Genomic DNA, 14297 nt, shown 5'->3' with positions numbered 1-14297 from the left:
CATCTTCACGGCCATCGGGTCCTGCCACGCCGCCGTGCCGCTGACGTGGCTCGCCGAGACCTACCGGCTGCGTGGCGACCGCGTACAGGCGAAAACCGCCTACCAGCAGGCGATCCGGCTCGCGGAGGTGAACGAGACCGCCACCCAGCTCGTCCCCGCGCTGGCCGGCCTCGCCCGGCTGCTGGTCGACGACGAACCGGCGGCGAGCGCCGAGCTGGTGACGCGAGCACGGTCGTTCGGCACCGGGTTCGGCTACCAGGCGGTGTTGCTGGCGTCGGCCGCGTTGCGCCTGGGGCAGGGCGACTGGGTGGCGGCACTGCACACGGCCACCGAGGTCGAGCTGCTGGCGCGCAGCCGAGGCGACCACGCGGCCCTGGCGGAGGCGTTGGAACTGCGGGCACGGGCCGTGCTCCTGCTCCGCCCCGGCGACGGCGCCGCACTGTCCCTTGTGGACGACGCGGTGCGGATCTGGCGAGAGCTGGGCAATGTCCGGGCCGAGCACCGCCTGGCCGCGATCTCGGGCGAGGACCGCCGGCACGACGTGGCGATGCTGTCGATCCAGACGCTCGGCGGGTTCCGGGTGCTGCGTGGCGGCGAACCGGTGCCGGTGACCGCGTGGCAGTCACGCAAGGCACGCGATCTGGTGAAGATCCTGGTGACCAGGCGCGGCCGGCCGGTGACGAGGGAGGCGCTGATCTCGTTGCTGTGGCCCGGCGATCCGGTCGACCGCGCGGGGAACCGGCTGTCCGTGGCACTGTCGACGGCCCGCTCGGTGCTGGGCCGCGGCGCCGCGCGGTGCCTGGTCACGGAGGGCGACACGGTGCGGCTGGACCCCGGGGCGGTGACGGTGGACGTGCTGTCGTTCCTGGCCGACGCGCAGCGGGGCCTGCAGGCGTGGCGGCAGTCGAGGCCGGAGGCGTGGCCGTTGCTGCGTGCGGCGGAGGCGTCGTACACGGGGGACTTCCTGGAGGAGGACCCGTACGAGGACTGGACTAACGCGTTGCGCGAGGAGGCGCGGCTGACGTACGTGCAGGTGGCGACCGTGCTGGCCGGGCACACGGGGGAGTCAGGCGAGCACATCACGGCCAGCCGGTACTGCCTGCGGATCCTCGAGCGGGACCAGTACAACGAGCCGGCGCACCTGGCCCTGGTACGGGCGTTGGCGGCCGCCGGCAGCCACGGTGAGGCGAGGCGCCGCTACCGGACGTACGTGGACCGCATGGCCGAGATCGACATCGAGCCCCGCCCGTTCCCGACCGGCTGAGCGCGCGCGGGGAGCCGCCACCGGCTCACGCTGTGCTGCCACCGGTGGAAAACGCGGACGCCTGTAGCGAGTACAGCTCCGCGTAGAGCCCGTCCCGTGCCATCAGCTCCTCGTGCGTGCCGTCCTCGGTGACCCGTCCGTGCTCCAGCACGATGATCCGGTCGGCGTGCCGCACGTTCGCCAGCCGGTGCGTGACCAGCACGGTCGTGCGTTCGCCGTCGCGGTCGCGGCTCGCGGTCTGGAGTGCGTGGAACACCTTGGCCTCCGCCTTGGCGTCGAGTGCCGCGGTGGGCTCGTCGGCCACCAGGACCGGCGCGTCCCGGTACGCGCCGCGTGAGACGGACAGCCGCTGCCACTGCCCGCCGGAGAGGTCCTTGCCCTCCTCGTACAGCCGCGACAGGATCGTGTCCTCCTTGCGTGGCAGGCCTTCGATCACCTCGTCGGCGCCGGAGGTGGCCGCGTGCGCCGTCCACAGGGTGCCGTCGCGGGTGTCGCGGTCGAGGCGGCCGATGCGGATGTTGTCGGCCGCGGTCACCGGCCAGCGCAGCGGCTCCTGGGTGATGACGGAGATCTGCGAGTGCACGGTGTGCCGGTGCGCGGTGGCGATGTCGACGCCGTCCCACAGCACCGCGCCCTCCGTCGGCCGGTACAGCCCGGTGACGAGCTTGGCGAGCGTCGACTTCCCGGACCCGTTCTCCCCGACCAGCGCGACCACCTCACCCCGCCGCACCTTCAGCGAGATCTCCTGGAGCGCGGGCGAGTCCTGACCGGGATAGGTGTAGGACACGTCCCGCAGCTCGATGGTCGCCGGGTTGCGTGGCGCGTCCGCGACCGGTTCGGGCCCCCGCCGCTCCCGGGCGTCGGACAACAGCTTCCGGAACAGGTCGATGTGGAAGCTGTGGTCGTACAACCTGTTCACCTGGTACATCGTGTTCCGCAGCGCCGTGGACCCGGTGCGCATCGCCAGCACGGCCGCGCCGGCCAGCGCGAGCGGCATCACCTCGATGTAGAGCAGCCAGCCGAGCACCACGTACGCCAGCGCGGTGCCCACCCCGGCCAACGCCCGGCCGGCGAGCTGGATCCAGGTCTGCCGCCGCTCCACCCGGACCGCCTCGGCCGCGAGGATCCTCGCCACCCGGCGGTACTCCGCGAGCAGCACCGGCTGCGTGGTGAACGCCCGGACCTCCAGCGCCGCCTCGCGTTCGGTCACGAGGTCGCCGATCACCCACGCCTGCCGGTCCCGGGTGATCATGTGGAGGAACGACTCGTAGTTCAGCTTCGCCGCACGCATCGCCGCCCACGCGTCCACCGCCGCGGCGACCAGCAGCGCCGGCAGCAGCCAGCCGCTGAACACGGCCACCGTCACCATGGCCGCGACCAGCGACACCATCGACGACAGCAGGTCGGCGACGCTCTGGATGGAGCTGCGGATCGCCCGGGTGCCGTGCTCACCGCCCTGGCGGACCAGCTCCTGGAAGTCCGCGTCGTCGAACGCGGCGGCCTCCACGTCCAGGACGGCCGTGTACATCTGGTCGCGGGCGGCCAGCTCGACCTGGGGGGTGAGGATGCCCTGCACCAGCGCCACCCCGGCGGCCAGCAGGGCGCCGAGGGAGTACGCCGCCACCACGAACGCGATCGCCGGCACGGAGGCGAGGACCCGCTCGGGGGTCGGCCCCTGAGCCAGCAGCTTGGTCAGGACGTTCGCCGCGGCGAGCAGCCCGAACGCCGTGACACAGCCGGAGAGCAGGTGCAGCACGCCGCCCAGCAGGGTCAGGCGGGGCGAGGCCCGCCAGGAGAACCGCACCACCGTGGCCACCGCCGCCGGTACCGAGCGGACCGTTCTCCACCAGCTGGCCTTCGCGGCCGCGGTCGCGGATGCCGCCCACTTGGGGGAGGCGAGGCCGTCCACCCCGATCAGCGGGCGTGTCGCTTCGTCCATGTGACGAATATGGCCGAGCACCGTGGATTCGCAAGGCATTAACGGGGGGCGCCTTCCGCGAACCGCGGAAGGCGCCCCGGTACAGACGTCAGAGCCGGTAGAAGTTGGCGTAGTGGTCGGGGGAGAAGTAGGTGACGCCGACGGTCAGGTCGACCACGATTCGGTAGGCGTCACGCGACGCGCCGCAGGAGCGGGGGTAGACGTCGAACTCGCGGTAGGAGTGGCCGTTGGGCAGCTCGGCCTCGAGGTTCTTGTACGTGCCGCCGGCGAAGTTGCACTGGCCGGTCGGCCAGTCGTACCAGCCGCGGCTGCCCGGGTAGTTCTTCGAGTCCCAGATCGAGTCGGCCGAGCGGGCGGCCGAGCACCGGGAGATGGTGCATGAGCTGTAGACGGTCGCGCCGGCGGCCGGCGTGACCAGGACCGAGATGCCCAACAGGGATGTGAACGCCGTAACGGCTACGGCCATGCGTTGCAGGGTACGCACGGGTGAACCTCCTCGAGCAGGGACAGGGGTCACCGAAGATGGTGACTTCTCTTTCCTACCAAGAAAGCAAGCGCCGGTGAACATTCAGAGATCGAGTGCCGGACGGTAGAGGTCGAACCAGTGGTACAGGTCCAGCACCCGGTCGATGCCGCGGCGGGCGTCGCTCGGCCGGCTCACGTCCTGGTCGACGATGGACGTGAGCCAGTCCTGGTCCAGGATGTCGTGCACCGGATGGGCGGAGTCGGCCAGCACGGCCTTCGCCTGCTGCTGCAACGCCATCGCGTACCCAGGGTCCTGTGTGGACGGATACGGGCTCTTCCGCCTGCCCAGCACCGACTCCGGCAGCACGTGCGCGGTCGCCGCGCGCAGCAGGCTCTTCTCCCTGCCGTCGAAGGTCTTCAGCGCCCACGGCGTGTTGTACACGTACTCCACCAGCCGGTGGTCGCAGAACGGGACCCGGACCTCCAGGCCCACCGCCATCGACACGCGGTCCTTGCGATCCAGCAGCATCCGGACGAACCGGGTCAGGTGCAGATGGCCGATCGTGCGCATCCGTCTGTCGACCGCGGTCGAGCCGGGCAGGTGCTCGACCGACGCCACGGCGGTCGCGTACTCGTCGGCCACGTACGTCGGCAGGTCCAGCTCGGCACGCAGCGCCGGGTGCAGCGGCGCCGCCCGGTCGCCGCTCATCGGGCTGCGGTACGCCAGCCACGGGAAGGTCTCCGCGTGCACCGCGGCCGGGTCGTGGAACCACCGGTAGCCGCCGAACACCTCGTCCGCCGACTCGCCCGACAGCGCCACCGTCGACTCCGCCTTGATGGCCTGGAACAGCAGGTACAGCGACGTGTCCGTCTCGCCGAAGCCCACCGGCATGTCCCGCGCGGTGATCACCGTGCGCCGCAGCGCGGGATCGGTGAGCGCCCCCGGGTCCAGCGTCACGAACCGGTGGTCGGAGCCGACCAGGGCGGCCACGTCCCGGATGTACGGCGCGTCCGGCGAGTCCCAGTTCTCGTCGGCCTCGAACGTCTCCTCGCGGCCCACGAAGTCCACCGAGAACGTGCGCAGCCGCTCCGACAGGTGCGCGGCGGCCAGCCCGGTCACCGCGCTAGAGTCCAGCCCGCCGGACAGCAGCACGCACCGCGGCACGTCGGCCACCAGCTGCCGGTGCACGATGTCGGTCATCAGGTCCCGCACCCGCGCCACCGTCGTGTCCTGGTCGTCGGTGTGCTCGACGGCCCGCAGCGTCCAGTAGGTGCTGGTCCGCGAGCCGGTCCGGTCCACGGTCACCACCGTGCCCGGCCGGACCTCGTGCATGCCCTGCCACAGCGCCCAACCGGGGCGCATCGCGAACCCGAACAGCTCCCGCAGCCCGTCCGCGTCCACCACCGGGCGCGCCAGCGGGTTGGCCAGGATCGCCTTCGGCTCCGAGCCGAACAGCACCCCGTCCGGCGTGGGGTGGTAGTAGAGCGGCTTGACACCCAGCCGGTCACGTACCAGCACCAGCCGGTCCGCGCGCTCGTCCCAGACCGCGAACGCGAACATCCCGTTCAGCCGCGCCGCGACGTCCTCGCCCCACTCCAGGTACCCCCGCAGCACGACCTCGGTGTCGCTCGACGTGCGGAACCGGTGCCCCCGGCCCCGCAGCTCCTCCCGCAGCTCGGCGAAGTTGTACGTCTCGCCGGAGTAGACCAGCGCGACCGCGCCGCCCGGGGTGTCGACCGTCATGGGCTGCCGGCCGCCGGGGAGGTCGATGATCGCCAGGCGCCGGTGGCCGAGCGCCGTGTGCCGGCGCACCCACGTGCCGCCCTCGTCGGGGCCCCGGCAGCCCATCGTCGCCGTCATCGCGTCGACGTCCGCCTGTCGCCGGGTGAGGTCGGCGTCGAAGGCGACCCAACCCGCGATTCCACACATGGTTTCTCCTACCCGGCTTGGGAGCGCAGACTTTTCCAGTCTCCATTCCGGCCGGGCGGACGCCAGTGAATCGCTCACGCAATCGTGCTGACCGAATCATCGGGCCGGCGCCCGGGAGACTGTTTCGTGGGACCGCTGGAATCACGGTCTCGTTCAGGTCATGAATCCCTGGAGAAGTGGTAGTGGATTCGTTGCCAATCTCCGTGGGTGGCGGCACCATCGCCCTTAGCGAGCATTTTGGATCGTCGGCGCCCGAGGATCAAGGGGAGTGCATGACCGAGTTCGCCACGAAAATCTCGGCGGTCGGGCCGGTGCGCACCGTGCGCGTCGGTGACCTCCGCATCGCCGGGTCGCCACGCAGTGCGGGGGAGAACCTCGAGCACATCAGAATGCTCGCCGACGCCGACGCCGACCTGCCGCCGATCATCGTGCACCGCCCGACCATGCGGGTCGTCGACGGCGTGCACCGCCTGCGGGCCGCGTTGCTCCGCGGCCGCACCGAGATCGACGTCCAGTTCTTCGAGGGCGACGACAACGACGCGTTCGTGCTCGCCGTGCACGCCAACGTGGCCCACGGCATGCCGCTGTCGCTCGCCGACCGCAAGGCCGCCGCGGCCCGGATCGTCGCCTCCCACCCGCACTGGTCCGACCGCATGATCGCCACCGCGGCCGGGCTGTCCGCCGCGACCGTCGCCCGGATCCGGCTCAACCGGGCCGAACGGCACGGCGAGCCCGACCCGCCGAGCCGCATCGGCCACGACGGCAAGGTGCGGCCGATCAACGCCCCGGAACGGCGCCGCCTCGCCCGGTCGCTGCTGCTGGCCGAGCCTTCCCTGTCCCTGCGCGAGGTCGCGCGCCGTGTCGGCATCTCCCCGGAGACCGCGCGTTCGGTGCGCGGCCGGCTGCGCGGCGGCGGCGAGCCGGACCGCCCGGAGCCCGCCGAGCCGAGGCCGGACCTGACGGCGGTCGTCAGGACCCTGCGCAACGACCCCGCGCTGCGGTTCTCCGAGTCCGGCCGCGAGCTGCTGCGGCTGCTGGACGCGCACACCGTCACCCCGGAACGGTGGGCCGTGATCGCGAACAACGTGCCGCCGTACTGCCGCGATGCCGTGGCCAGGATGGCGATCGAGTGCGCGCGGGCCTGGCACGGCTTCGCCCAGCAGCTCGAACGCACCGCCGCGAGCGAGGCGAGCTGATGGGCATTCCGGCCATCCCGCCGTACCCGCTGCCGGCCGAGCCGCCCGCCAACGTCGTGGACTGGACGATCGACCCGGACCGCGCGGTACTGCTGATCCACGACATGCAGCGGTACTTCGTGCGCCCGTTCCACGACCAGCTCGCCGCGCCGCTCGTCGACAACATCGCCGGCGTGCTCGACCGGTGCCGCGCGGTGGACGTGCCGGTCGCCTACACCGCCCAGCCCGGCGGCATGACCGTCGAACAACGCGGCCTGCTCAAGGACTTCTGGGGGCCGGGCATGACCGTCGAGCCGGCCGACCGCGAGGTCGTCGAGCCGCTCGCACCACGTCCGGGGGACCGGGTGTACACGAAGTGGCGCTACAGCGCGTTCTTCGCCTCGGATCTGCTCGCCGACCTGCGCGCGCTCCGCCGTGACCAGCTGATCCTCTGTGGCGTGTACGCGCACATCGGTGTGCTGATGACCGCGGTCGACGCGTACTCCAACGACGTCGCGCCGTTCCTCGTCGCCGACGCGACCGCCGACTTCACCGCCGAGTACCACCGGCTCGCACTGGACTACGCGGCACGGAACTGCGCGGTCGTGTGCACCGCGAAGGAAGTCCTGCCGTGATCGAACGGATCCTGGGGCCACAACCGCCCCCGTTCGCGATCCTGCACCGCCCGGACCTCGCCGCCGACCACGTGGACGTGCTGATCGGCGAGGTGTCCACACCCGACACGCTCGCCCAGATCCCCGTCACCGAGCCGGTCCTGGTCGTCGTGCCCTACCGGCAGCTCGCCGAGCGCGGGTTCGCCTGCGTCGACGACGGCTCGCCGCTCATCGCCATGCGTGTCACCGAACAGGCCGTCCTGCCGAGAAGTGAGGTGCTCCGCGGCCTGCCCGACGAGCCGATCACGTTGACCGGCGGTCACTTCGACCTCGACGACGACACCTACGCGGCGGTCGTCCGGAACATCGTCGACGACGAGATCGCGCACGGCGCCGGCGCGAACTTCGTCATCAAGCGGCAGTTCGTCGCCGAGATCGACGCGTACCGGCCCGCCGCCGCGCTCACGTTCTTCCGCCGGCTGTGCGAGCGGGAGGCCGGCGCCTACTGGACGTTCGTCGTGCACACCGGCACCCGCACCTTCGTCGGCGCCACCCCGGAACGGCACGTGAGCCTCCGCGACGGTGTCGCCGTCATGAACCCGATCAGCGGCACCTACCGGTACCCGCCCGCCGGTCCGACCATCACCGGCCTGATGGAGTTCCTTCACGACACCAAGGAGAACGACGAGCTGTCGATGGTCGTGGACGAGGAGCTGAAGATGATGGCCCGCGTCTGTGTCGCGGGTGGGCGTGTCGTCGGGCCGTTCCTCAAGGAGATGACGAGGCTCGCGCACACCGAGTACTTCATCGAGGGACGGTCCACAATGGATCCGCGGGAGATCCTGCGTGAGACGATGTTCGCGCCGACGGTCACCGGCAGCCCCCTGGAAAGCGCCTGCCGGGTGATCAGCCGCCACGAACCGGCCGGCCGCGGCTACTACAGCGGCGTGATCGCGCTGGTCGGCCGCGACACCCTCGACTCGGCCATCCTCATCCGCACGGCCGACATCGACGACCGCGGCCACCTGAGGATCGCCGTCGGGGCCACCGTCGTCCGCCACTCCGACCCGGCCTCCGAGGTCGCCGAGACCCGCGCGAAGGCCGCCGCGCTACTGTCCGCTGTGGACGGTGCCGGGTTCGCCACCCGGCCCGAGGTGCGCGCGGCGCTCAACCGCCGCAACGTCCACCTGGCCGGGTTCTGGCTCGGCGGCACCCTGCCCGAGGCCCCGCATCCCGGCCTCGCCGGCCGGAAGGTGCTGGTGATCGACGCCGAGGACACGTTCACGGCGATGATCGCCCACCAGCTCAGTGCCCTCGGCCTCGACGTGACCGTCCGCCGCTTCGACGAGCCCTACACCTGGCGCGGTCACGACGTCGTCGTCATGGGTCCCGGCCCCGGCGACCCTCGCGACCTGACCGAGCCGCGGATCGCCCACCTGCACGCGGCCGTCGACTCGTTGCTGGACAACCAGATCCCGTTCGTCGCGGTGTGCCTGAGCCACCAGGTCACGAGCCTGCGGCTCGGCCTGCCGGTGCACCGCTGCCCGGCGCCCAACCAGGGCACCCGGCGCGAGATCGACCTGTTCGGCGAGCGCGAGATCGTCGGCTTCTACAACTCGTTCGCCGCCCGTTGCGCCGTGGACGCGGTCGACGGCATCGAGGTCAGCCGCGACCAGGAGACCGGCGAGGTGCACGCCCTGCGTGGCCCGCACTTCGCGACCATGCAGTTCCACGCCGAGTCCGTGCTCACCCGCAACGGTCCCCGCATCTTCGCCAACCGCATCAGGGAGATCCTCGGCCATGTCGAGCAGCGACTCGCATCCTGACCCGATCACGCTGGCCCGGCACTGGTTCGAGACCGCCGCCGACAACGGGGTCAGCGAGCCGGGCGTGCTGGCGCTCGCCACCGTCGACGCCACCGGCCGCCCGTCGAGCCGAATGGTGCAGACCATCAGGATCACCGAGCGCGGCCTGGTGTTCGCGAGCTACACGACCAGCCCCAAGGGCCGCGACATCGCGGCGACCGGCTGGGCCTCCGGTGTCCTGTACTGGCGGGAGCAACGCCGGCAGGTCATCCTCACCGGCCGGGTCGAGCAGCTGTCCGACACCGAGAGCGACGAGCTCTGGTCCGCGCGGCCACCCCGCATGCACCCGATGTCCGTGGCGTCCTCGCAGAGCGCGCCACTGGCGGACGAGGACGCGTTGCGTGCGCTGGTGCGGCGGTTGGGCGCGAGCGGTGAACCGTTGCCGCGTCCGGAGGTCTGGGTCGGCTACCGGCTCGTCCCGTCCACCGTGGAGTTCTGGGAGGACGGCGAGGACCGGTTGTACTGGCGGATGCGCTACGACCGTGGCCACGACGGCTGGACGCACGCGCGGCTTCAGCCGTAGAAGGTCCCGCGAGCGACCACGACCGCGGAGCCAGCCACCTCGACCTGGTCCACGCGCTGCCCGCCACCCCACGCGGTCGCCAGCATCCGGGACGGCCGCCCCATCTCGACGCCCTGCCAGATCTCGATCCGGCTGCCGTACGGGACGAGCTCGCGGCGGGCCAGGTGGACGGCGAGCGGGCCGGCGGCCGAACCCGTCGCCGCGTCCTCGGCCACCCCGTAGGCGGGGGAGAACATCCGCATGCGGTAGGAGTTCCCGGTACCGGCGAAGCAGTTCGCGGCGACGTCGAGATGGTCGGCCAGCGCCCGCTGGTCCGGGTTGAGCCCGGACAGCGTCGGCACGTCGGGCAGTCCCACGTACACGTGCCGGGGTCCGTTGCGGTAGACCTCCACCGGCAGCGTCGAGTCCGCGACGCCGAGCGCCCGCAGCAGATGGTCGGTGTGCTCGTAGGGCTCCCACGTCGGCACCGGCTGGCGCATCCGCGCGGACAGGACACCGGGCCGTGACCGGTCATAGGTGAACGGCACGGTGCCCATGTGGGTCTCCATGCTGAGCGTCTTCCGCTCGCCGGCCAGCACGATCGCCGTGCCGAGCGTGGGATGGCCGGCGAAGGGCAGCTCGTTGACCGGCGTGAAGATCCGCACGCGTACGTCCCCGTCACGCTCCGCGGGCAGCACGAACACCGTCTCCGACAGGTTCATCTCCCGCGCGATGCGCTGCATCCGCGTCGCGTCGAGCCCGGCGGCGTCGAGGAACACCGCGACCGGGTTCCCGGCCAACGGCACGTGAGTGAAGACATCGGCAACCACGTATTCACGCATGACTCAAAAATAGCTTGTATCCAAGCAGGAAAAACGCACGGTTGGACGTTTGACGGCGTCCCGCCGGCGGCGTTACAAGTTTCCTCATGAGCGAATCCGCATTTGATCGGAACGCCGAGTCGCGCCGGCGCAACAGGGCCGTTGTCGAGGACTACATGAGCCGCCAGGGCGAGGGCCGGCTGACCCGTTACCGGCTTTTCACCGACGACGGCAGCGGCGGCCTCTACACCGGCGACACGACCGAGCCGATCATTTCCGTCGGTCGCGAGAAGCTGAAGGCGCACGGCGAATGGTCGCTGCGGATCTTCCCGGACTGGGTCTGGTACGACATCGAGATCTTCGAGACGCAGGACCCGGACCGCTTCTGGGTGGAGTGCGAGGGCAAGGGCAAGATCCTGTTCCCCGACTACCCGCCCGGCTACTACGAGAACCACTTCCTGCACGCGTTCCGCTTCCGGGACGGGAAGATCTGCGAGCAACGCGAGTTCATGAACCCGTACAACCAGATGCGGGCGCTCGGCATCGACATCCCGGTGATCAGGCGGGCGGGGATCCCCACATGACCGCCGCGAGCACGGTGATCGACCTGGTCACCGGCGGCTGGCGGGCGCAGGCCGTCTACACGGCGGTCAAGCTGCGGCTGCCCGACCACATCGAGGCGGGGCACACGACCGACATGGACCTGGCCGCCGCGTCCGGCGCGAAGGAGGACGGGATCCACCGCCTCATGCGGCTGCTGGTCGCGATGAAGGTGTTCACGGGCAACGAGTTCGGCTACCGCAACACGGACGTGAGCCGGGCGCTGCTCGACCGGCCCGGCTCGCAGCGGGACATGTGCCTGCTCTACGGCGAGGAGTTCTACACCGCGTGGGGCCACGCGGCGGAGGCGGTCAGCACGGTCAGCTCCGGCTTCGAGATCGCCTACGGGAAGCCGGTGTACGCGTACTTCACCGAGGACCGTGCCGCGGCGGAACGGTTCCAGGGCGCGATGCGTGCCGGCAACCTGTTCTTCGAGGCGGTGCCCGGCGTGTTTCCCTTCGCCGGCAAGCGGGTCGTCGACCTGGGCGGCGGCTCCGGCCAGCTGCTGGGCGCGATCCTCGCCGCCGAGCCGTCCGCCCGCGGCGTGCTGCTGGACCTGCCGAACGTGGTGGCGGCCGCGCGGTTGGCCGATTTCGGCGACCGCGTCGAGCTGATCGGCGGTGACATGTTCGCGTCCGTCCCGCCGGGCGGGGACGTGTACCTGCTGTGCCGCGTGCTCGCCGGGCATCCCGACGACTCCGTCGTGGCGTTGTTCTCCGCGATCCGGCGCAACCTCGCGGGATCGGCACGGTTGCTGCTGCTGGACCGCCTGGTCGTCGACGAGGGGTCGACGGTGCTGCCCGCGCTGTGGGACCTGCACCTGCTGATGACCACCGGCGGCCGGCATCGCTCGCTCGCCCACCTGCGCACGCTCCTCGACCGCGCCGGCCTGGAGATCGAGTGCGCCGCCGACCTGCCCGTGGAGACCACCGCGCTGATCGTTCGCACCCGGGAGTAGGTGGATGTCGTGAGCGTGCACAGGCAGCAGCCGGTCTGGGGCGACGCGGCCCGGCTCGCCGAGGCGCGCACCGAGCTGGCGATCCGCGAAGGTCTCGTCGCCGTGGACGACGTGCTGCGGCTGCGGTCCTGGCTGGGCGTGGTCGCCGGGGGCGGGGCGCACGTGGTGCAGGCCGGCGACTGCGCGGAGAGCTTCGCCGAGTGCACGTCCGACTACGTGCTCCGCAAGGCGGGCCTGGTGGACGTGCTCGCCGGTGTGCTCAAGATGATCACGCGAACACCGGTAGTCCGGGTCGGGCGCATCGCAGGCCAGTTCGCGAAGCCCCGCTCGAACGCGGACGAGCACGTCAACGGCCAGGTCCTGCCGGCCTACCGCGGCGACGCGGTCAACAGCGCGGAACCGGACCCGGACGGCCGCGTGCCCGACCCGCGCCGGCTGCTGCGTGCCTACGACGCCGCCAGCAGGGCACTGGCGTGCCTGGACCACGCGTTCGACAGTCCACTGTGGACGAGTCACGAGGCGCTGCTGCTCGACTACGAACTGCCGCTGCTGCGCTCCACCTCGGCGGGCTGGTACCTGTCGTCGACGCACTGGCCATGGGTGGGCGACCGGACGCGGCAGCTCGACGGCCCGCACGTGGCACTCCTGGCGAGCGTGCTGAACCCGGTGGCGTGCAAGGTCGGCCCCACGATGACCACGGACGACCTGCTGGGCCTGTGCGCGAGACTGGACCCGGAGCGGGAGCCCGGCCGCCTGACGCTGATCGCCCGCCTCGGCGCCGGCACGGCCACCACGACACTCCCACCACTCGTGCGCGCGGTGCGCGCCGCCGGCCACCCGGTCATCTGGCTGACGGATCCCATGCACGGCAACACCGTCCGCACCCCGGACGGCCTCAAGACCCGCCTCGTCGAGACGATCACCCAGGAGGTACGCGAGTTCCAGGAAGCCGTCCGCGCCGCCGGCGGCATGGCCGGCGGCCTACACCTGGAAACAACCCCCGACAACGTGACGGAATGCGTCCACAACGCCACCCACCTGGCCCACGTCCCCGACAAGTACACAACCCTCTGCGACCCCCGTCTAACCCCCCACCAAGCCGTAACCGTCACCTCCTCCTGGATCGCCTAACCCCCTCGCGAGTCCCGCACTCAAACACCGCGAGTCCCGCGTTCGCGCACATCGAGTCGCGAGTCCCGCGTTCGCACACCGCGAGTCCCGCGCTCGCGCGCACCGAGTTGCGGTTTCGTGCAGTGCGGGCGCGCGGTGGCGCGATCAGGCGGGCGTGTCCCGATGCGAGCCCTCGTCCCGGCCCGGGACGGCAGCAGGCCGTCCGCCGTCCGCGTTCCCACCCACCGGTGCGCACGAGACTGCAACTCACTGTGTTCGAACGCGGGACTCGCGGTGCTTGAACGCGAGACTCGCGCTGTTTGAACGCGGGACTCGCGGTGGTTGGGTGCGGGACTCGCGGTTTTAGTGGGGTGGGGGGCCGGCGGTTGCTGGGAGGGCGGGGTGGCGTGGTTTGGCCCAGCCGAAGGTGAGTTCTACGGCGCGTTTCCAGTTGGCGTACTCGTCGTCGCGGTGGCGGGGGTCCATCTGGGGGGTCCAGCGGGCCGCTAGGTGCCAGTTGCTTCGGAGGCCCTCCAGGTCGGGCCAGTAGCCGACCGCCAGGCCTGCGGCGTAGGCCGCGCCAAGGGACACCGTCTCCGCCACCATGGGGCGCATCACCGGCACGTCGAGCACGTCGGCGATGAACTGCATGAGCAGGTGGTCGGCTGTCATCCCGCCGTCCACCCGCAGCACCGTCGACTGGGTGCCCAGGTCGGCGTTCATCGCGTCGACGACCTCGCGGGTCTGCCAGCCCGTCGCCTCCAGGACCGCGCGGGCCAGGTGTCCCTTCGTGATGTACGACGTGAGGCCCACGATGATGCCGCGTGCCTCGCTGTGCCAGTGGGGCGCGAACAGGCCGGAGAACGCCGGCACGATGTAGCAGCCGCCGTTGTCCCTGACGGTGCGGGCCAGGGTCTCGATCTCGGAGGCGGACGAGATGAGCCCGAGCCCGTCGCGGAACCATTGGACGAGTGAGCCGGTGATGGCGATCGGACCTTCGAGGGCGTAGACGGCCGGCTCGTCGCCGATGCGGTAACCGACGGTGGTGAGCAGC

Annotated in this window: 13 protein-coding genes; 8 read left to right on the top strand and 5 right to left on the bottom strand. The window is 71.2% G+C overall.

Features of this window, described 5'->3' with window-relative positions; genetic code table 11:
* A partial coding sequence (locus VET29_RS38880; RefSeq protein ID WP_324930654.1) for a BTAD domain-containing putative transcriptional regulator occupies positions 1 to 1264 on the top strand: 1264 nt, incomplete at its 5' end.
* Positions 1265 to 1289: 25 nt separating this feature from the next.
* On the opposite strand, the gene VET29_RS38875 is transcribed toward VET29_RS38880, so the two are convergent.
* The 3 genes from VET29_RS38875 to asnB all read right to left on the bottom strand — a co-directional run bounded on the left by VET29_RS38875 (position 1290) and on the right by asnB (position 5598).
* Positions 1290 to 3203, bottom strand: coding sequence for an ABC transporter ATP-binding protein (locus VET29_RS38875; RefSeq protein WP_324930651.1), 1914 nt, complete (start codon positions 3201 to 3203; stop codon positions 1290 to 1292).
* Positions 3204 to 3291: 88 nt separating this feature from the next.
* Positions 3292 to 3669 carry a ribonuclease domain-containing protein gene (locus tag VET29_RS38870; RefSeq protein ID WP_324930647.1) on the bottom strand — a complete coding sequence of 126 codons (378 nt, stop codon included), beginning with the start codon at positions 3667 to 3669 and terminating at the stop codon, positions 3292 to 3294.
* A 102-nt stretch (positions 3670 to 3771) separates the two neighbouring features.
* Entirely contained in the window at positions 3772 to 5598 is a 1827-nt protein-coding gene (gene asnB, locus VET29_RS38865; RefSeq protein ID WP_324930644.1) for an asparagine synthase (glutamine-hydrolyzing), read from the bottom strand.
* A 272-nt stretch (positions 5599 to 5870) separates the two neighbouring features.
* Here asnB and VET29_RS38860 point away from each other — a divergent pair, with 272 nt between their 5' ends.
* From VET29_RS38860 to VET29_RS38845, 4 genes are read left to right on the top strand one after another with little or no spacing between them, the layout of a single operon-like run.
* The gene (locus VET29_RS38860; protein ID WP_324930641.1) at positions 5871 to 6794 is read left to right on the top strand and encodes a ParB/RepB/Spo0J family partition protein; all 924 of its coding nucleotides are present in this window, start codon (positions 5871 to 5873) and stop codon (positions 6792 to 6794) included.
* A complete protein-coding gene (locus tag VET29_RS38855) occupies positions 6794 to 7408 on the top strand; it encodes an isochorismatase family protein (protein ID WP_324930638.1) in 615 nt (204 codons plus the stop codon). The genes VET29_RS38860 and VET29_RS38855 overlap by 1 nt, the downstream gene beginning before the upstream one ends.
* Complete coding sequence (locus VET29_RS38850; RefSeq protein ID WP_324930635.1) at positions 7405 to 9213, top strand: anthranilate synthase family protein; 1809 nt, start codon at positions 7405 to 7407, stop codon at positions 9211 to 9213. The genes VET29_RS38855 and VET29_RS38850 overlap by 4 nt, the downstream gene beginning before the upstream one ends.
* The gene (locus VET29_RS38845) at positions 9188 to 9775 is read left to right on the top strand and encodes a pyridoxal 5'-phosphate synthase (protein WP_324930632.1); all 588 of its coding nucleotides are present in this window, start codon (positions 9188 to 9190) and stop codon (positions 9773 to 9775) included. The genes VET29_RS38850 and VET29_RS38845 overlap by 26 nt, the downstream gene beginning before the upstream one ends.
* Here VET29_RS38845 and VET29_RS38840 read toward each other — a convergent pair.
* On the bottom strand, positions 9766 to 10596 hold the full coding sequence (locus VET29_RS38840) for a PhzF family phenazine biosynthesis isomerase (protein ID WP_324930629.1): 831 nt from the start codon (positions 10594 to 10596) through the stop codon (positions 9766 to 9768). The genes VET29_RS38845 and VET29_RS38840 overlap by 10 nt on opposite strands.
* 86 nt (positions 10597 to 10682) lie before the next feature.
* On the opposite strand from VET29_RS38840, the gene VET29_RS38835 reads away from it, so the two are divergent.
* The 3 genes from VET29_RS38835 to VET29_RS38825 are packed head-to-tail and all read left to right on the top strand — an operon-like array spanning position 10683 to position 13264.
* Positions 10683 to 11159 carry a PhzA/PhzB family protein gene (locus tag VET29_RS38835; RefSeq protein WP_324930626.1) on the top strand — a complete coding sequence of 159 codons (477 nt, stop codon included), beginning with the start codon at positions 10683 to 10685 and terminating at the stop codon, positions 11157 to 11159.
* Complete coding sequence (locus VET29_RS38830; RefSeq protein ID WP_324930623.1) at positions 11156 to 12133, top strand: methyltransferase; 978 nt, start codon at positions 11156 to 11158, stop codon at positions 12131 to 12133. The genes VET29_RS38835 and VET29_RS38830 overlap by 4 nt, the downstream gene beginning before the upstream one ends.
* A gap of 9 nt (positions 12134 to 12142) precedes the next feature.
* Positions 12143 to 13264 carry a 3-deoxy-7-phosphoheptulonate synthase gene (locus tag VET29_RS38825; RefSeq protein WP_324930621.1) on the top strand — a complete coding sequence of 374 codons (1122 nt, stop codon included), beginning with the start codon at positions 12143 to 12145 and terminating at the stop codon, positions 13262 to 13264.
* Between the two features lie 342 nt (positions 13265 to 13606).
* On the opposite strand, the gene VET29_RS38820 is transcribed toward VET29_RS38825, so the two are convergent.
* The coding region (locus VET29_RS38820; protein ID WP_324930618.1) for an FGGY family carbohydrate kinase at positions 13607 to 14297 on the bottom strand (691 nt) is incomplete at its 5' end.

The organism is Actinophytocola sp., from assembly GCF_035634895.1.
GTDB lineage: Bacteria > Actinomycetota > Actinomycetes > Mycobacteriales > Pseudonocardiaceae > Actinophytocola.
This window is presented reverse-complemented; position numbering and strand designations above follow the sequence as displayed.

Excerpts from the sequence above, each read along its gene's own strand:
- VET29_RS38845 (WP_324930632.1), top strand. The coding sequence starts at position 9,188 with ATGTCGAGCAGCGACTCGCATCCTGACCCGATCACGCTGGCCCGGCAC.
- VET29_RS38870 (WP_324930647.1), bottom strand. The coding sequence starts at position 3,669 with ATGGCCGTAGCCGTTACGGCGTTCACATCCCTGTTGGGCATCTCGGTC.
- VET29_RS38840 (WP_324930629.1), bottom strand. The coding sequence starts at position 10,596 with ATGCGTGAATACGTGGTTGCCGATGTCTTCACTCACGTGCCGTTGGCC.
- VET29_RS38855 (WP_324930638.1), top strand. The coding sequence starts at position 6,794 with ATGGGCATTCCGGCCATCCCGCCGTACCCGCTGCCGGCCGAGCCGCCC.
- VET29_RS38860 (WP_324930641.1), top strand. The coding sequence starts at position 5,871 with ATGACCGAGTTCGCCACGAAAATCTCGGCGGTCGGGCCGGTGCGCACC.
- VET29_RS38835 (WP_324930626.1), top strand. The coding sequence starts at position 10,683 with ATGAGCGAATCCGCATTTGATCGGAACGCCGAGTCGCGCCGGCGCAAC.
- VET29_RS38830 (WP_324930623.1), top strand. The coding sequence starts at position 11,156 with ATGACCGCCGCGAGCACGGTGATCGACCTGGTCACCGGCGGCTGGCGG.
- asnB (WP_324930644.1), bottom strand. The coding sequence starts at position 5,598 with ATGTGTGGAATCGCGGGTTGGGTCGCCTTCGACGCCGACCTCACCCGG.
- VET29_RS38875 (WP_324930651.1), bottom strand. The coding sequence starts at position 3,203 with ATGGACGAAGCGACACGCCCGCTGATCGGGGTGGACGGCCTCGCCTCC.